Origin of the sequence: Nitratireductor alexandrii, assembly GCF_004000215.1 — a bacterium.
Lineage (GTDB): Bacteria > Pseudomonadota > Alphaproteobacteria > Rhizobiales > Rhizobiaceae > Mangrovimarina > Mangrovimarina alexandrii.
Genome location: NZ_RBVY01000007.1, coordinates 24,262 through 41,065 on the forward strand (window position 1 = coordinate 24,262; position 16,804 = coordinate 41,065).

Genomic DNA, 16,804 nt, shown 5'->3' on the forward strand with positions numbered 1-16,804 from the left:
TTGCCGCCCGCCGCGCTCAGAACACGGCGGCGCCCTCGTCGGCGCGCGTCGCCATCTGACGGAACTGCGCAAAAAGCTCGCGGCCAAGCCCGTGCTGATTGCCGGAAAGGTCGGGCTCGGACATGGGGCGGCGCGCCAGTTCGGCCTCGTCGACCAACAGCTCCAGCACGCCGCGCTCGGCGTCGACGCGGATCATGTCGCCGTCGACAATCCTGCCGATCGCGCCGCCGGCAAGCGCTTCGGGCGTGACGTGGATGGCCGCCGGCACCTTGCCGGACGCGCCCGACATGCGCCCGTCGGTGACGAGCGCGACCCGTTGACCCCGGTCCTGAAGCACGCCGAGCACGGTGGTCAGCCGGTGCAGTTCGGGCATGCCGTTTGCCTTCGGCCCCTGGAAGCGGACCACGGCGACGAAATCGCCCTGAAGCGTTCCGGCCTTGAAGGCTGCATTGAGCGCCTCCTGGCTCTCGAACACCCGTGCCGGCGCCTCGATCACGCGGCGCTCGGGCTTGACGGCCGAGGTCTTGATGATTGCGTGGCCGAGATTGCCCGAGAGCACCGTCAGGCCACCGCTGACCTGAAACGGCTTTTCATGCCGGGCAAGCACCTTGTCGTCGCCGCTGTCTTTGGGCGCCGGCTGCCGCGCGACCGTGCCGTCGGCGCCCAGGCCGGCCTCGATTGTGTAGGCCCGCAGGCCGCTGCCCCATACGGTCTCGGCGTCTTCGTGCAACAGGCCGGCGTCGAGCAGCTCGCGGATCAGGAAGCCGAGACCGCCGGCGGCGGCGAAATGGTTCACGTCGGCAAGCCCGTTCGGATAGACGCGGGCGAGCAGGGGCACGTGGTCGGAGAGGTCGCAAATGTCCTGCCAGGTGAGCCGGATGCCGGCGGCCGCTGCCATCGCGATCAGGTGGATGGTGTGATTGGTCGAGCCGCCGGTGGCGTGCAGGCCGACGACGCCGTTGACGATCGAGCGTTCGTCGATCATGCGCCCGACCGGCCGGTAGTCGTTGCCGAGCGCGGTGATGGCGAGGGCGCGCTGCGTCGCCTCGCGGGTGAGCGCGTCGCGTAGCGGCGTGCCGGGATTGACGAAGGAGGCGCCGGGCAAATGCAGGCCCATGATCTCCATCAGCATCTGGTTGGAGTTGGCCGTGCCGTAGAAAGTGCAGGTGCCCGGAGCGTGATAGGATTTCGATTCCGCTTCCAGCAATTCGTCGCGGCCGATCTTGCCTTCGGCGAAAAGCTGGCGCACGCGCGCCTTCTCGTCGTTGGGCAGGCCCGAAGTCATCGGCCCGGCCGGGATGAAGACCGCCGGCAGGTGGCCAAAGCTGAGCGCCGCGATCAAAAGCCCGGGCACGATCTTGTCGCAGACGCCGAGATAGACGGCGGCGTCGAACATGTTGTGCGACAGGCCGATCGCCGCTGCCATGGCGATCACGTCGCGCGAAAACAGCGACAGTTCCATGCCGGGCTGGCCCTGGGTGACGCCGTCGCACATCGCCGGCACGCCGCCGGCGACCTGGGCAACGCCGCCGGCTTCGCGCGCGGCCTGCTTGATCAAGGCGGGAAAGCTCTCGAAGGGCTGATGCGCCGACAGCATGTCGTTATAGGCGGTGATGATGCCGAGATTGGGGACCCGGTCGCCTGAAAGATCGGCCTTGTCGCCGGCGGCGCAGGCGGCGAAACCGTGGGCGAGGTTGCCGCATGACAGCACCGACCGGTTCGGCCGCTGGCCGGCGGCCTCGTCGAGACGGGCGAGATAAAGCTCGCGCGTCGGCCTGGAGCGTTCGCGAATGCGGTCGGTGATCGTTTCGATGGCCCGTGCGGCGGTCATGGCTTCTTGTCCTCGCTGGGTGCCCAATAGACGGATGGCGGGGTGGTGGCGCGCTCGAAGACGGCGCGGATCGGGGCGGGCGACGGGGCGCCGGCCTGCATGGCTTGTTCGAAAACCGAACGCTTGGCCTCGCCCTCGATATGCAGAGCCACGAGCCGCGCCCCGGCGACGAGCGGCAGGGTAAGCGTCAGCCGGTCTTCGCCGGCACTGGGCGCGCGCACTGGCAGCACGCGCGCGCTCGCGGCGGGGTCGAGCAGTGCGTCGAGATTTTCGGCATCGGGAAAATAGGACGCGGTATGGCCGTCGAGCCCCATGCCGAGCACGACGGCGTCGAGCGGCAGCGGACAGTTGGCAAGCCGCTTGTCGGCGGCGGTCGCGGCTGCGGCCGGGTCGGCCGTGCCGGACCAGAGCCCGACAAAGCGGGCCTGTTCCGCCCGATCGCGAAGCAGGGTTTCGCGCACAAGTCGCTCGTTGGAGCGTGCCGCGGTCGGCGGTACAAGCCGCTCGTCGACCAGCGTGACCGTGACGCGCTCCCAGTCTATCGGCCGTTGCGACAACTGCCGGAAAAACCGTGCAGGCGTGGTGCCGCCGGAGACCGCGAGCGTGGCCCGCCCGTCGCGGCGCAGGCCCGCGTCCAGATGGCCGGCGACCGTTTCGGCCAACGTTTCGGCGAGCGCGTCGGCGTCTTCGAAGGCATGGAAGCCATAGGGGGATGCCGGGCGCATCAGTTCGGGTCGTGCCAGGTACGGCCGTCGCGCTCGATCAGCGCCACCGAACCGGACGGGCCCCAGGTGCCGGCGGTATAGGCCTGGGGCTCGCGGCCGGAATCCTCCCAGGCGGCCAGGATCGGATCGATCCAGGCCCAAGCCGCCTCGACCTCGTCGCGGCGCATGAACAGGGTCTGGTTGCCGCGCACGACGTCCATCAGCAGGCGCTCGTAAGCATCCGGATTGCGTACGCTGAAGGCTTCCGCAAAACTCATGTCGAGCGGCACATGGCGCAGGCGCATGCCGCCGGGACCCGGATCCTTGATCATGATCCACTGCTTGACGCCTTCGTCGGGTTGCAGGCGGATGACCAGCTGGTTGGCGTGCACGCGCCCGGCACCGGATTCGAAAATCGAATGCGGGATCGGCTTGAAGGCGATGACGATTTCGGAGGCGCGCGCGCTCAGTCGCTTGCCGGTACGCAGGTAGAACGGCACGCCGGCCCAGCGCCAGTTGGCGATGTCGGCCTTAATGGCCACGAAGGTCTCCGTCGTGCTTTGGCCATTGCCGAGCTCTTCCTGGTACCCCTTGACCGCGCCGCCGGCCGAGGCGCCGGCCCGGTACTGGCCGCGCACCGTCAGCCTGGCGGCATTGTCGGCGTCGATCGGCGCCAGCGAGCGCAGGATTTTCAGCTTTTCGTCGCGCACGGCGTCGGCGTCCATCGATGCCGGCGGCTCCATCGCCGCCAGGCAGAGGAGCTGCAGGATGTGATTCTGCACCATGTCGCGCAGCGCGCCGGCCCGGTCGTAATAGCTGACCCGGTCCTCCAGCCCGACCGTTTCGGCGACGGTGATCTGGACATGGTCGATATGGGCGGAGTTCCACAACGGCTCGTAGAGCGCGTTGGCGAAACGCAGCGCCATCAGATTCTGCACCGTTTCCTTGCCGAGATAATGGTCGATGCGGAAAATCTGGTGCTCGTCGAACACGCCGCCGATCTGGTCGTTGAGGGCGCGGGCGCTCGCCAGGTCGCGGCCGATCGGCTTTTCGACCACGATGCGCGCATCCGCGCTTACCAGATCATGCTCCTTCAGCTTGGCGCAGATCGGGCCGAACAGCGCCGGTCCGACCGCCATGTAAAACACGCGAATCCTGTCGCTGTCGCCGATCTCGCGCTCCAGCTCCGCAAAGCCGTCGCCGCTCTTGGCATCGACGGAGACGTAACTCAGCCGGTCGAGGAAACGGGCGAGTTCGTCCGGCTCGATCTCCTCGGCCCGGACATGCTCGGTGATCGCCGTACGGGCGAAATCCCGGTATTCTTCAGTGCTGAGCTTCGAGCGCGACGCGCCGATGATGCGCGTGGGTTCCAAAAACTGTCCCGCCTGCTGGCGCTGGAACAGCGCCGGCAGCAATTTGCGCTCGGCAAGGTCGCCGGTTCCGCCGAAGGCGATGAAGTCGAACGGGTCGACCGGTATGATCTGGCTGGTCATGCGTCGTAATGGCCTCTCGCATGCTGTGGCGACGGATGCGGTCGCTATAATCTAATCGATTTAAGAAGGCCAGCCCCCGCCCGGCGCCGCTTGGCGCTTGACAGTGCGGGAGCAGGCGGGTTTCACCTTCGGGCGACGGCGCATGCGAGCCAGTGCATCACAAAGCGCGCGCGCCGCAAAGAGGGAGCCGAGCCGATGAACACGCATTTCTCGCGCAGCGTCGCCGAAGGCCTGGCCTTCGCGAACTTCATCGACGGCAGATCGCACGAGGCCGCGTCGGGCCGGCGCATCGAGGTCGTGTCGCCGTCCGACGGCAAGGTGTTCGCCTCGATCCCCGAAAGCGGCAAGGAGGATGTCGACTTGGCCGTGCGCGCTGCCCATCGTGCCTTCCACGACGGACCGTGGAGCCGGATGCCGGCGGTGGAGCGCGGACGCTGCCTGACACGGCTTTTCCGCCTGGTCGAGCAAAACGGCGAGGAACTGGCCGCGCTGGAATCGCGCGATACGGGCAAACCGGTGCGCCAGGGCAAGGCCGATGTGACGGCGACGATGCGCTATTACGAGTTCTACGGCGGCGCGGCCGACAAGGTGCATGGCGACACCATCCCGTTCCTTGACGGGTATACCGCGCTCACCCTGCGCGAGCCGCATGGCGTGGTTGCCGGCATCATTCCCTGGAACTATCCGCTGCAGATCCTGGCCCGCGTGGCCGGCGCGGCGCTCGCCATGGGCAACACGCTGGTCGTCAAGCCGGCCGAGGACGCGTCGCTGACGGCGATCCGCATCGCCGAACTCGCGCATGAGGCCGGCGTGCCCGAAGGCGTCTTCAACGTCGTCACCGGCTATGGGCGCGAGGCGGGAGCCGCGCTGTCAGGCCATCCGCTGGTCGACTACGTCACCTTCACCGGCTCGACCTTGACGGGAACCGCGATCCAGCAGGCCGCGGCAGTCAACAATCGCGGCGTGACGATGGAGCTCGGCGGCAAGTCGCCGCAAATCGTGTTCGACGACGCCGATCTGGAGGCCGCGCTGCCGGTGCTCGTCAACGCCATCATCCAGAACGGCGGCCAGACCTGCTCCGCCGGCAGCCGGGTCCTGGTGCAGCGCCCGGTCTACGAGGCCGTGTCGCGCGCCCTGGCGGAGCGCTTTTCCAAGCTGACGGCCGGCCCGCACGATGCCGACCTGGACCTCGGCGCGTTGATCAACCCGCGCCAGAAGGAACGCGTCGCCGGCCTGGTGGCGGCGGCCGAGGAGGCGGGTGTGCCTATTCTGGCCCGCGGCTCCGTCCATGCCGATGCGCCGTCGGCCGGTTTTTATTTCGCACCGGTTCTGTTCGGTTCGGCGGACCCGGACCACGCGATCGCGCGCGAGGAAGTGTTCGGGCCGGTGCTGGCGGTGATGCCGTTCGAGGACGAGGCCGACGCGGTGCGGCTTGCCAACGGCACCGATTACGGCCTGGTCGCCGGCATATGGACCCGCGACGGCGCGCGCCAGCATCGGGTCGCCAAGCGGGTGCGGGCCGGCCAGGTGTTCGTCAACGGGTATGGCGCGGGCGGCGGCATCGAGCTGCCGTTCGGCGGTTTCAAGAAATCGGGCCATGGCCGTGAAAAGGGCTTTGAAGCGCTTTACGACATGAGCGCCACCAAGACGGTTGTGTTCAATCACGGCTAAGGATGGGATAAATGCCGCGCAAAGCGGGGCGGCATCGCCCGCGACACGGCAAGGGACGCAAGTTAGGAACGGCAATGGCACGTCTGAAAGATAAGGTTGCGGTGATCACCGGCGCGGCGTCCGGCTTCGGCGAAGGCATGGCCAAACGCTTTGCCGAGGAGGGCGCGCAGGTGGTCGTGGCCGACCTCAACGCCAAGGGCGCGGAGCGCGTGGCCGGGGAGATCGGCCAGGCGGCGCTGCCGGTGACGGTCGACGTGTCGCTGAAATCCGACATCGACGCCATGGTGGCCGCGGCGATGGATGCCCATGGCCGTATCGACATCGTGGTCAACAATGCCGGCTTCACCCACACCAATCAGAGCATGCTGGATGTCGACGAGGCGACGTTCGACCTGATCGCGGCGGTGAACATGAAGGCGATCTATTTCGCCGCGCGGGCCGTCGTGCCGATTATGGAAAAGCAGGGCGGCGGCTCCATCATCACCACGGCCTCGACGGCGGGGCTCAGGCCGCGACCGGGGCTGACGTGGTACAACGCCTCCAAGGGCTGGGCAGTGACGGCGACGAAATCGATGGCCGTCGAGCTCGCGCCGAAAAACATCCGCGTCAACTGCCTGTGCCCGGTGGCCGGCGAAACCGGCATGCTGGCCCAGTTCATGGGCGAGGATACGCCCGAAAAGCGCGCGCAGTTCCGCGCCTCGATCCCGCTCGGGCGGCTTTCGACACCGCTCGACATCGCCAACGCCGCCCTGTGGCTGGCCTCCGACGAGGCCGCCTTCATCACCGGTGTCGCGCTCGAGGTCGATGGCGGCCGCTGCATCTGATCGCGTGCCCCGCGCGCGGAACCGGACCTTTCCCGAAACGTTTCAGCAAGGCCCCAACGGCAGGAGCACAGCGATTTCATGACCGGGCAACAGATTTTCATCTTCTGCCTGCTGGGCGGCGTGTTCGCCTTTCTGGTGTGGGGCCGTATCCGCTACGATCTGGTCGCCTTCGCGGCGCTGATCATCGGCGTTGCCGGCGGCGCCATCCCGGCCGAGCACGCGTTTGCCGGTTTCGGCCACGAGGCCGTCGTCATCATCGCCCTGGTGCTGATCGCCTCGCGCGCGATGATGAATTCCGGCGCGGTCGAGCTGATCGCGCAATATGTCGTCGATGCCGGGCGTTCGCTCTCCAGCCATATCGGGGTGATGTCGGTGGCCGGCGCCGCGCTGTCGGCGATCATCAACAATGTCGCGGCGCTGGTCATCTTGATGACGCTCGACATGGAAACGGCGAAGAAGGCGGGCCGCTCGGTGTCGCTGTCGCTGATGCCGTTGTCTTTCGCCACGATCCTCGGCGGCATGGTCACGATGATCGGAACGCCGCCCAATATCGTGATCGCGCAGTTTCGCGACCGGGCGCTGGGCGAGCCGTTTTCCATGTTCGACTTTTCCCCGGTCGGCCTGGTGTGCGCCATTGCCGGCATCGCCTTCGTGGCCGGTATCGGCTGGCGGCTGATCCCGCAGCGCATCGCGCCGCAAAAGGCGGGCGAAACGGAAAGCGGGCTGTTCGTCGCCGAGGCCGGATTTCCCGAGGGGTCCGAATGGGTCGGGCAAACGCCGCGCGATCTGGTCGAAAAGGCCGACGAGCTCGATGTCGCCATTCTCGGCCTCGTGCGCCGTGGCAAGCGTCTGCCGGGTTTCGCCATGGGCGAGGAAATCCGCAAGAGCGATCGACTGGTGGTCGAGGGCGACCCGAAATCGATCGAAGCCTTCACCGGCGCGGCCAAGCTCGACATCGCCGTCAAACCTAAGGAGGAGGGGCTGATCGGCCGGTCGATGACGCTGAGCGAGGTGATCGTGCCGCAGGGCGCGCGCGCCGTCGGCCGCACCGGGCTCGACATGCGGCTTCTGGCCAGGCGCGGCGTGACCTTGATCGGCGTGTCGCGCCAGGGCACCCGTTTTCGCGAACGGGTGCGCAATCTCACCATCCAGGCTGGCGATGTGCTGCTGCTGCTCGGACCGGAAAACCGGGTCGCCGACGCAGTCGAGTGGATGGGTGCCATGGCGCTGGCCGACCGCAGCCACGCGGTGATCCAGCGCAGCAAGGCGCTGCTGGCGATCGGGATCTTCGCAGCCGCGATCGCCGCCTCGGTGATCGGGCTGATCAGCCTGCCGATCGCGCTCGCGGCCGCGGTGGCGCTTTATGCTTTGTTCAACATCGTCAACGCGCGCGAGGTCTACGAAACGGTCGAGTGGCCGGTCATCGTGCTGCTCGGCTCGCTGATCCCGCTCGGGCTGGCGCTGGAGGAATCGGGCGGCACCGAACTGATCGCCAACGCGATCGTCGCCCAGACCTCGTTCCTGCCGGCCTGGGGCATTCTCGCCGTGCTGATGGTCGTCACCATGACCCTGTCCGACTTCCTCAACAATGTCGCCACCGCGCTGATCGCGGCGCCGATCGCCGTCGGCATCGCCAACTCGCTCGGCGTGTCGCCCGATCCGTTCCTGATGGGCGTGGCGGTCGCGGCCTCGTGTGCCTTCCTGACCCCGATCGGTCACAAGAACAACACCATCATCATGGGGCCGGGCGGCTATCATTTCGGCGATTACTGGCGCATGGGCCTGCCGCTGGAAATCCTGATCATCGTGGTCGCCGTTCCGGCGATCCTGTTCTTCTGGCCGCTTTAGGCGCGGGCCGGGACGCCTTTTGGCTTGACCGCAGGCGAACCCGGCCCGATCCTCGAAAAAAACGTGGGGTCGGGAAAATCATGCACAAGGTCGCCATCAGCGGCACCGGCATCTTCACGCCGGATCAGGTCATCACCAATGCCGAGCTCGTCGCCTCCTACAATGCGTATGCGACAGGCTGGAACCAGGCCAACGGCGCGGCGATCGAGGCGGGCGAGATCGAGCCCAAACCGATGTCGAGCGAGGCGTTCATCGTCAAGGCGTCGGGCATCGAGCGTCGCCACGTGATCGACAAGACCGGCGTGCTCGACCCGCAGGTCATGCACCCGATCTTTTCCGAACGGGCCGATGACGAATTGTCGATGATGGCGGAGATCGCCGTCGCCGCGGCAAAAAAGGCGCTTGCGCGCGCGGGACGAACCGCCGCCGACATCGATGCGGTGATCTGCGCGGCCTCGAACCACGAGCGCGCCTACCCGGCGGTCGCCATCGAAATCCAGCAGGCACTCGGCATCGAGGGGTTCGCCTTCGACATGAATGTCGCCTGTTCCTCGGCGACGTTCGGCATCCAGGCCGCCGCGGACATGATCCGTTGCGGCACGGCGCGGGCGATTTTGATGGTCAATCCCGAAATCACGTCCGGCCATCACGAATGGCGCGACCGCGACTGTCATTTCATCTTCGGCGACGTATGCACGGCGGTGGTGGTGGAGCGAGCCGACGACCTGGCCTCGGGCAATGCCTGGGAGGTGCTGTCGACGCGGTGCCTGACGCTCTATTCCAATACGATCCGCAACAATAACGGTTTTCTGCGCCGGACCCGCGTCGGCCACATGGAAGACCGACGCGACATGCAGTTTTACCAGGAGGGCCGGAAGGTTTTCAAACAGGTGGTGCCGGTCGTGGTCGACCTGATGCGCGGGCACTTGGCCGACGAGGGCGTGGAGCCGTCTGACTTGGCGCGGCTTTGGCTCCACCAAGCCAACAAGAACATGAACGATTTGATCGGCGAAAAGGTGCTCGGGCGGACGCCGAGCCGGACCGAGCAGCCCAACGTGCTGCAGGATTATGCCAACACCTCCTCGGCCGGCTCGATCATCGCCTTTTCGCACTATTCGGACGACCTGCCGTCGGGCAGTCTCGGCGTGATCTGCTCCTTCGGTGCGGGCTATTCGGCCGGCAGCGTGATCGTCCGGCGGCTATAGAGCAGCCGACGCGAACCGGGCGTCAGACGCCGCTACGACCAGAATGCCGGCGAAAGCAGCACCAGCACCGCGAGTATTTCCAGCCGGCCGAGGATCATGGCGGCGTCGAGAACCCATTTCGCCGCGCCGGGAAGCGGGGAGAAATTGCCGGCGGGGCCGACAATCTCGCCCAGGCCCGGTCCGACATTGGTCAAGGCGGTGAGGGCGCCGGTGGCGGCGGTCATGAAATCCAGCCCCGTTGCGGCGAGCAGGATAAGGGTTATGGCCCAGGTCACCACGAAGGCGCAGATGAACAACACGGCGGTGTCTTGCATGTCGGTATCGACGCGCCGGTCGCCGTAGCGAACGGTCGCGACGCTGCTCGGGTAGACGAGATGCCTCAGGCCGGCGCGCACGGTTTCGAACAGGATCAGGAAACGGTAGGCCTTGATGCCGCCGGCGGTGGAGCCGGAGCAACCGCCAAGGATCGTGGCCAGGAACGCACACGCGACGGGAAAGGCGCCCCACAGCGAATAGTCGGCGCTGGCAAAGCCGGTGGTGGTGATCAGCGAGACGAAATTGAAGGCGGAATGGGTCAACGCCTCGAAGGGCGTATAGTCGGAGTGAAGCCGAAGATAGACCGCGACCGCCAGGGTGAAGATCACGCAAAACCCGACATAGACGTAGATCTGGCGGTCGCCCAGCGCCTCCAGACGCCCGCGCAGGACGAGCAGCATCAGGATCGAGAACGGCAGGCCGGCGACGAACATGAAGACCGTTCCCACCCAGATCACGGCGCCGTTGTCGCCGTAATAGCCGAGCGAGGCATCATGGGTCGAAAACCCGCCCGTCGCCAGCGTCGTCATGGCGTGATTGACGGCGTCGAAGCCGGTCATGCCGGCCGCGGCATACGAGAGCGCGCATAGCAGCGTGAGCACGCTGTAGATGCCGACCAGGGCCAGGGTGAAGGTCGAAAACCGCGCAAAGGGCCGGTCCGCGGTATCGGAGGATTCGATGCGGAAAAACGACAGGCCGCCTATGCGCAGAAACGGCAATACGAACAGCCCCAAGGCCACCACGCCGAGCCCGCCCATCCATTGCAGCAGCGAGCGCCACAAAAGCAGCCCCGGCGGCAGCGCGTCGAGGCCTGAAATCACGGTCGATCCCGTCGTCGTCAACGCGGATACGGATTCGAACACGGCATCGGTCAAGTCGAGACGGATCGAGGCGAGCATGAAGGGGATGGCGCCGATGAGCGCCGAGGTGACCCACAACAGATTGACCAGAAGGAAGCCGAACCGGGCGTTGACGCTGGGAGGGCTCGCCCGGGTGGCCAGTGCGCAGGCGGCTGCCGGCGCGCCGACAAGCAGCGCCGAGGAGACGAAGACCCGCCAGTCGGGATTGTCGAGGAAATAGTCGACGGCCGCCGGCACGAGCATCGCCGCGGCGAAATAGAGCGCGAACACCGCCGCCAGAAAGGCGGAGAACCGAAGCTGCGTTTCCGACATCAGGGGTCTTTCGGATGCCTCGCTCTGGCCGGCCTTCCTCCCGAGGCGGCAGGCCACGTTATTGGCTTATGCGGGCAGCGGCAAGATTGCATCCGCGACGAGAGCCGGGCCGGCGGTGGCCGGTCCGGCCGTTTGTCGGTTAACGATATCTTAACAATTTTCCCGCCAGGGGCGGTGCTTGTATTAGATATGTCGGCAATCGCTTGAATAGTCGGCGTACAGGGGGACGGTCATGATCGCGATAATTCGGCAGCCGCATTTCGTGCGTGCGACCGGGCTTCTCATTGGTCTGGCCGCCGCGATCATGGTGATCCGCCTCGGCACGCTGGGGCAGGGTTATCGGTTTCTGGAAAAGTTTCCGCCCGACTTCTCGACCGTCGGCTGGATGCGCTTTGGCGGTTCGGCGATCGCCGCCTTTCTGATCTATCTGGCGCTCAGACCGGCCCGGCATCAGACGCGCCCCTTCCTGACTGATTGTACCAGCACGCGGGTTGGAAAGCTGTATGCGTGGGTGAGCCTTTTGACCGTGGCGGCGACGATGGCCGGAGTCGTGCTTATCCCGCAGAGGCTTTATCCGCTGGTGACGGACGGGGCCGTGGTGCAGACCATTTCCGAACTGTTTTTGGCCATCGCGATCGGGCTGGCGCTGTTTGCGGCGGTGCGTTCGCGCACGGTGGCTGCGGCACGGATCGGCATCGTTCCCGCGCCGCTGGTGTTTGCCGCCATGGCGCTGGTGACCTTTCTGATCCTTGGCGAGGAGATGTCCTGGGGCCAGCATTTGATCGGCTGGCAGACGCCCGACACCTTTGCCGGAAACATCCAGAACGAAACCAACCTGCACAATTTCTACACGTATCGCTTCGAGACGGCCTATTATCTGTCGGCTTTGGTGCTGTTTTTTGTTCTGCCCTATGCATGGCCGAAGGTGCCGGGGCGGTGGTTGAAGCCTTTCGCGTTTTTCGTCCCGCCAGCAGGGTTCGTGCTGATCGCGGCGCCGATTTCGGGCCTGTTTTACGAGTATTGGAACGTGGTGCCGATGCAGGTCGCCTTCGCGCTCGGCGTGATCCTGCTTGTCGACTGCGCTTTTGACCGCAGCCGCGGAACGCCCGGCGCGCGCGCCTTCGCGGGGCTGTGGGCGGTGACGATGATCGCTTCGCAGGCCGTGTTTCTGGTTTTCGGCGGGCGGATGAGCGAGGGGCACGAATTGTCGGAGGTTCGCGAGTTTTTGATCTCGCTGTTGATGCTGGCCTATCTGATCTGGATCAGCGGCCGGCTGCTGGCGACGTCGCGCGGGCTGGCATAGGACCAAACGCTCCCGGAATCGGTTGGTGGTGCGGCGGCGCCGGTTCGCCTCAGGCCACGACCGCGCGCCGGTACAGATGCCAGGTTGCGTGGCCGAGCACGGGCAGCGTGACGAACAGGCCGAGGAAGAACGGCACGCAGGACAAAAGCACCAGCACGGTCACGGTGACGCCCCAGCCGATCATCGTCACCGGGCTTGCCAGCACCGTCTTGACGCTGGTGATCATCGCGGTGACGAAATCGAGTTCGCGCTCCAGCAGTAGCGGGATCGAGATGACGGTGATCGAAAACAGCACCATCGCCAGAACCGCGCCGACCACATGGCCGACCGCCAGGAAGGTCCAGCCTTGCGGCGTGGTGAAGACCACGTCGAGGAACCGCTCCAGCGTGGCGAACGACATCCGTCCCAGGACGAGCGCGACCAAGAGGCGGATCTGATACATCCAGATCCAGAACACGAACAGCATCACGAACGCCATCCATGACAATTCGCGGGTGCGCTGGTGCCAGACCACCGCCAGGATCGCCTTCCAGTCGAGCGGCTGGCCGGCCTCGAGCCGGCGGCTGACCTCGTAAAGACCGACGGCGGCGAACGGTCCGATCAGCGGAAAGCCGATGGCGAAGGGGTAGATCATCCACGGCACGCGCCAGATCGTCAGGCCGAGTACGATGACCATGCCGCCGAGCGCGAACACACCGCCGAAGAAAAGCCCGAACAGCGGCGCGCGCGCGAAATCGTTCAGCCCCTGCATCATTGCCGCGCGAATATCCGCACCGGTGATCGCCGCCACCACGGGCATTGCCGGCTTCGCGCCATCGTTCGGACTGGCCATCGTCTCCTCCCGAAAAGCCCCTGTCGCCCAGGCCCGCATCGCCCGACGCGCCAGCTTCTTCTCTCCCACTGTCGCTTATGACGAAGAGGCCGGCAACCGGCTTTGACCAGGATCAAGCCGGTCGGCGCTTTCGTGTCGCCGGCCTCAGATGCGGTCGCGCAGCGCGTACCAGTTCAGCGCCAGGAACAACAGCGGCGCGCGCATGCGCCGCCCGCCCGGGAAGGGCGGTACCTTCAATTCCTCGAGTAGTCTCAGCCGGTCGCGATTGCCGGCAACCGTCTCGGCATAGAGCTTGCCGGTGAAATTGGACAACATCACCCCGTGACCCGAATAACCGCCCGCCGCGATCACGTTCGGCATCACCTCGCGCACGAACGGCTTGCGCGGCATGGTGATGCCGACAAAACCGCCCCAGGCATGGGTGATCTCGACATCGCGCAGGGCGGGGTAGACCTCGGCGATCTGGCGGCGGATCTGCGCGCCGATATCCTTGGGATCGTCGGTGGAATAGACTTCCCGGCCTCCAAACAGAAGCCGCCCGTCGGCGGAGCGACGGAAATAACGCACCACGAAACGCGAATCGTCGATCGCCTCGCCGCCCGGTATCACCGGGCTGTCGTTGCCGAGGGGGGGCGTGGCGCCGATGAAGGAGCCGATGGGCATGACATGGGCGGCGCTGACCGGCTCGAGATCGCCGCCATAGGCGTTGACGGCGATCAGGCATTTGTCGGCGCTGACGGTGCCGTTGTCGGTGCTGATGGTGACCTTGCCGCCGGCCGTCCGGATGCCGGTGGCCCGTGTGTGTTCATGCAGGCGCGCGCCGGCCCGGCTGGCGACGCGCGCGGTGCCGACGACGAGCTTCAGCGGGTGGATATGGCCGGTTCCGGTATCGCGCACGCCGCCGAAATAGCGTGTCGAGCCGACCCGCCGGGCGGTTTCGCCGGCGTCCATATAGGTCAGATGCTCGTAGCCGAACCGCGCGGCCATCAGGTCTGCATGGGCGCGGTAGTCGTCGACATAGCGCTTCTTGTGGGCGACGGAGAGCTGCCCCGGCCGGTAGTCGATGTCGATTGCGTGTGTGGCGGCGAAGTCGAGCAGATGCGCCTTGGCCTCCTCGGCGAGATCGAACAGCGCCTTGGCCCGCGACAGGCCGAGCTCGGCTTCCAGCTCCTCGGCCCAGGTGCGCTGGCCGGTGCCGAGTTGGCCGCCATTGCGCCCCGAGGCGCCGTCGCCGAAGCGGTGCGCCTCGATCAGGACGACGTCGACGCCGGCCTGTGCGAGATGCGCGGCGGCCGAAAGCCCGGTAAAACCGCCGCCGACAATGGCCACGTCGGCCCGGCAGTCGCCCGCAAGCGGGGCGTAGCGCGGCCGTTCGCCAACGGTCGCCTCGTACCAGGACGAGCCGGGCGCGATGGGTGAGGGGTCGTTCATCGATGCACCTTCGGGCGAGCGGACGCGCGGCCGCCGCGCGGCGGGCGGTCTTTTGGGCGCGGTCCCGTGCGACATCGTGCCCTCATCTTATCCTTGCGCCTTTCATCGTCACGGCTCGCACGGCGACTACACGTTTAAAAGCAGATATTCACGCTCCCACGGGCTGATCACCTCCATGAAGGTCTCGAATTCGGCTTTCTTGATCGCGCCGTAGGTGGAAATGAAGGACGCCCCGAGCATGGTCCGCAAGGCGTCGTCGGCCTCAAGCAGGCCAACCGCCTCGAGCAGGCCGCGCGGCAGGTCGATCTCCTCCTCGTTGGCGGCCTTGCCGACCGGCGCCTCGGGCTCGATCCGCTCGGCGATGCCGATCAGACCGCAGGCGAGCGAGCCGGCGAGCGCCAGATAGGGATTGGCGTCGGAGGAGGGAATGCGGTTTTCCACCCGGCGCGCCGAAGGGTCGGAGCGCGGAATGCGGAAAGCGGTGGTGCGGTTGTCGTAGCCCCAGTCCGTGTTGACGGGGGCCGAGGCCGCCTTGGTCAGCCGCCGGTAGGAATTGACATAAGGTGCCATCATCACCAGCGCGCTGGGCATGTGGCGCTGCATTCCGCCGACGAAATGGCGGAACGCCTCCGTCTCCTCGCCGTTGTCGTCGGAGAAGATGTTGCGACCGCTGGACAGGTCGACGACCGACTGATGGATGTGCATGGCCGATCCCGGCTGCCCCTGGATCGGCTTGGCCATGAAGGTCGCGTAGGTGTCGTGCTTGAGAGCCGCCTCGCGGATGGTGCGCTTGAACAAGAACACCTGGTCGGCAAGCTCGACCGGATCGCCGTGGCGCAGGTTGATTTCGAGCTGGCCGGCGCCTTCCTCGTGGATCAGCGTGTCGATCTCCAGGCCCTGCATCTCGGAAAAATGGTAGATATCGTCGATCAACTCGTCGAATTCGTTGACACCGGCGATCGAATAGCCCTGGCCGCCGCCGATCGGTCGGCCCGAACGCCCCACCGGCGGGGTCAGCGGATAGTCGGGATCGGGATTCTTGTGAACCAGGTAGAACTCGATCTCGGGCGCCACAACCGGGCGCAGGCCACGCTCGCCATAAGCCTTGACCACACGTTTGAGCAGGTTGCGCGGTGTGAATTCGACCGAGCGGCCGTCCTGATGGACGAGATCGCAGATCACCTGGGCGGTGGGATCCGATTCCCACGGTACCGCCGAAAGCGTCGACAGGTCCGGCAACAGTTTGAGGTCGCCGTCATCGGCCGGGTAGGTGAAGTCGCCGCCATCCTGTGGATAGCCGCCCGAAATCGTGGTCATGAAGACAGCCGACGGCAGGGCCAGCGAGGTGTTGGAGGTGAACTTGCTCGACGGCATCATCTTGCCACGGGCCACGCCGGCCTGATCGGGCGTGATGCACTCGATGTCCTCGATGTCGCGCCAGTCCAGCCAGGCGCCGGCCTCTTTCCAGTTCTTTACGCCGCGGAGATTCTTCAGAAAGGCGGGAGGGCGCTTCTTGCTCGCGCGCCCCGCTGCCCGGACGTCCTTTTTTTGGGGGGGCATCGATCACCAATTATTGCTTGAACGGGGCGACTATAGACGCCGGGCGGGCCGCTAGGGAAGGGCCCCGGCTCGGCGCAGTCAGCTATAGTCGCCATTGCGCGCCCGCACCGCCTCGATCGCCGGCTGGAGCCGGTCGACGGTGATCGGGCGGGCCACCACGATGTCGACGACGGCAGCGCCGTTCGGGGCCTGGGCGGGGTCGGTCGTGGCCGACAGCACGATGACGGCCGGCAGCGCGCGGGCATGGGCCGCACGCTGCGCGGCAAGCCGCTCGAACAGGGCGCCGCCCGCCGGGTCGTCGGCCGGCAAATCGAGAATGACGATCGAGGGCAGGTCGGTTTCCAGGGCGTGGGCGGCCAGTTCCGGCGGTGCGGTTCGTGCCTTCAGCCCGGCCCGTTCCACAATCCTGGAGACGACGACGCCGTTGATCGTCGATCTTCCGATTACCAGGACCGCCGGGGTCTTGTTCGCACTGCCTGCCATGCTGCCACTTCCGTCTTTTCAGTCGTCCGAGCGCATTCGCGTCACCGCCGGCGGAACGGAGGTAAATTCAATGTAGGGTTGTATTTTCGATCGCCAGCTTCATAAGGAAACTGTGCGCCGGTAGGCAAGGCT

At 66.2% G+C, this 16,804-nt stretch carries 13 protein-coding genes; 5 read left to right on the forward strand and 8 right to left on the reverse strand.

Annotated features, from left to right (window positions below):
* Positions 1 to 16: 16 nt before the first annotated feature.
* Genes edd through zwf form a run of 3 tightly spaced genes read right to left on the reverse strand, consistent with a single transcriptional unit; the run spans position 17 to position 4,028 of the window.
* Positions 17 to 1,831 carry a phosphogluconate dehydratase gene (gene edd / locus EP380_RS15975; protein ID WP_127599321.1) on the reverse strand — a complete coding sequence of 605 codons (1,815 nt, stop codon included), beginning with the start codon at positions 1,829 to 1,831 and terminating at the stop codon, positions 17 to 19.
* Positions 1,828 to 2,556, reverse strand: coding sequence for a 6-phosphogluconolactonase (gene pgl / locus EP380_RS15980; protein WP_127599322.1), 729 nt, complete (start codon positions 2,554 to 2,556; stop codon positions 1,828 to 1,830). The genes edd and pgl overlap by 4 nt, the downstream gene beginning before the upstream one ends.
* Positions 2,556 to 4,028: a glucose-6-phosphate dehydrogenase gene (zwf, locus tag EP380_RS15985; protein ID WP_127599323.1), complete on the reverse strand. Its 1,473-nt coding sequence runs from the start codon at positions 4,026 to 4,028 to the stop codon at positions 2,556 to 2,558. Before zwf ends, pgl begins: the two co-directional genes overlap by 1 nt.
* Positions 4,029 to 4,223: 195 nt before the next feature.
* Between zwf and EP380_RS15990 the strand changes: the two genes are divergently transcribed.
* The 4 genes from EP380_RS15990 to EP380_RS16005 all read left to right on the forward strand — a co-directional run bounded on the left by EP380_RS15990 (position 4,224) and on the right by EP380_RS16005 (position 9,576).
* The gene (locus EP380_RS15990; protein ID WP_127599324.1) at positions 4,224 to 5,699 is read left to right on the forward strand and encodes an aldehyde dehydrogenase family protein; all 1,476 of its coding nucleotides are present in this window, start codon (positions 4,224 to 4,226) and stop codon (positions 5,697 to 5,699) included.
* A 74-nt stretch (positions 5,700 to 5,773) separates the two neighbouring features.
* Complete coding sequence (locus tag EP380_RS15995; RefSeq protein ID WP_127599325.1) at positions 5,774 to 6,523, forward strand: SDR family oxidoreductase; 750 nt, start codon at positions 5,774 to 5,776, stop codon at positions 6,521 to 6,523.
* 78 nt (positions 6,524 to 6,601) lie between these two features.
* Entirely contained in the window at positions 6,602 to 8,371 is a 1,770-nt protein-coding gene (locus tag EP380_RS16000) for an SLC13 family permease (protein WP_106570752.1), read from the forward strand.
* Between the two features lie 80 nt (positions 8,372 to 8,451).
* Positions 8,452 to 9,576 carry a beta-ketoacyl-ACP synthase III gene (locus EP380_RS16005; protein ID WP_127599326.1) on the forward strand — a complete coding sequence of 375 codons (1,125 nt, stop codon included), beginning with the start codon at positions 8,452 to 8,454 and terminating at the stop codon, positions 9,574 to 9,576.
* 32 nt (positions 9,577 to 9,608) lie between these two features.
* Here EP380_RS16005 and EP380_RS16010 read toward each other — a convergent pair whose 3' ends face one another.
* On the reverse strand, positions 9,609 to 11,063 hold the full coding sequence (locus EP380_RS16010; protein ID WP_127599327.1) for a TrkH family potassium uptake protein: 1,455 nt from the start codon (positions 11,061 to 11,063) through the stop codon (positions 9,609 to 9,611).
* Between the two features lie 232 nt (positions 11,064 to 11,295).
* Here EP380_RS16010 and EP380_RS16015 point away from each other — a divergent pair, with 232 nt between their 5' ends.
* Complete coding sequence (locus EP380_RS16015) at positions 11,296 to 12,366, forward strand: hypothetical protein (RefSeq protein ID WP_127599328.1); 1,071 nt, start codon at positions 11,296 to 11,298, stop codon at positions 12,364 to 12,366.
* A gap of 49 nt (positions 12,367 to 12,415) precedes the next feature.
* On the opposite strand, the gene EP380_RS16020 is transcribed toward EP380_RS16015, so the two are convergent.
* From EP380_RS16020 to EP380_RS16035, 4 genes are all read right to left on the reverse strand, one after another.
* The gene (locus EP380_RS16020; RefSeq protein WP_127599329.1) at positions 12,416 to 13,198 is read right to left on the reverse strand and encodes a DUF2189 domain-containing protein; all 783 of its coding nucleotides are present in this window, start codon (positions 13,196 to 13,198) and stop codon (positions 12,416 to 12,418) included.
* A gap of 144 nt (positions 13,199 to 13,342) precedes the next feature.
* Positions 13,343 to 14,629 carry an NAD(P)/FAD-dependent oxidoreductase gene (locus EP380_RS16025; protein ID WP_127599330.1) on the reverse strand — a complete coding sequence of 429 codons (1,287 nt, stop codon included), beginning with the start codon at positions 14,627 to 14,629 and terminating at the stop codon, positions 13,343 to 13,345.
* A 126-nt stretch (positions 14,630 to 14,755) separates the two neighbouring features.
* Positions 14,756 to 16,189: a glutamine synthetase family protein gene (locus EP380_RS16030; RefSeq protein ID WP_127599331.1), complete on the reverse strand. Its 1,434-nt coding sequence runs from the start codon at positions 16,187 to 16,189 to the stop codon at positions 14,756 to 14,758.
* Between the two features lie 78 nt (positions 16,190 to 16,267).
* Positions 16,268 to 16,672, reverse strand: a complete 405-nt coding sequence (locus EP380_RS16035; protein WP_106570746.1) for a response regulator — start codon at positions 16,670 to 16,672, stop codon at positions 16,268 to 16,270.
* Positions 16,673 to 16,804 lie beyond the last annotated feature (132 nt).

Bases quoted from the DNA above. Each gene is read 5' to 3' on its own strand.
- zwf (WP_127599323.1), bottom strand. From the start codon at position 4,028: ATGACCAGCCAGATCATACCGGTCGACCCGTTCGACTTCATCGCCTTC.
- edd (WP_127599321.1), bottom strand. From the start codon at position 1,831: ATGACCGCCGCACGGGCCATCGAAACGATCACCGACCGCATTCGCGAA.
- EP380_RS16015 (WP_127599328.1), top strand. From the start codon at position 11,296: ATGATCGCGATAATTCGGCAGCCGCATTTCGTGCGTGCGACCGGGCTT.
- EP380_RS16010 (WP_127599327.1), bottom strand. From the start codon at position 11,063: ATGTCGGAAACGCAGCTTCGGTTCTCCGCCTTTCTGGCGGCGGTGTTC.
- pgl (WP_127599322.1), bottom strand. From the start codon at position 2,556: ATGCGCCCGGCATCCCCCTATGGCTTCCATGCCTTCGAAGACGCCGAC.
- EP380_RS15990 (WP_127599324.1), top strand. From the start codon at position 4,224: ATGAACACGCATTTCTCGCGCAGCGTCGCCGAAGGCCTGGCCTTCGCG.
- EP380_RS15995 (WP_127599325.1), top strand. From the start codon at position 5,774: ATGGCACGTCTGAAAGATAAGGTTGCGGTGATCACCGGCGCGGCGTCC.
- EP380_RS16020 (WP_127599329.1), bottom strand. From the start codon at position 13,198: ATGGCCAGTCCGAACGATGGCGCGAAGCCGGCAATGCCCGTGGTGGCG.
- EP380_RS16025 (WP_127599330.1), bottom strand. From the start codon at position 14,629: ATGAACGACCCCTCACCCATCGCGCCCGGCTCGTCCTGGTACGAGGCG.
- EP380_RS16005 (WP_127599326.1), top strand. From the start codon at position 8,452: ATGCACAAGGTCGCCATCAGCGGCACCGGCATCTTCACGCCGGATCAG.
- EP380_RS16000 (WP_106570752.1), top strand. From the start codon at position 6,602: ATGACCGGGCAACAGATTTTCATCTTCTGCCTGCTGGGCGGCGTGTTC.
- EP380_RS16035 (WP_106570746.1), bottom strand. From the start codon at position 16,672: ATGGCAGGCAGTGCGAACAAGACCCCGGCGGTCCTGGTAATCGGAAGA.
- EP380_RS16030 (WP_127599331.1), bottom strand. From the start codon at position 16,189: ATGCCCCCCCAAAAAAAGGACGTCCGGGCAGCGGGGCGCGCGAGCAAG.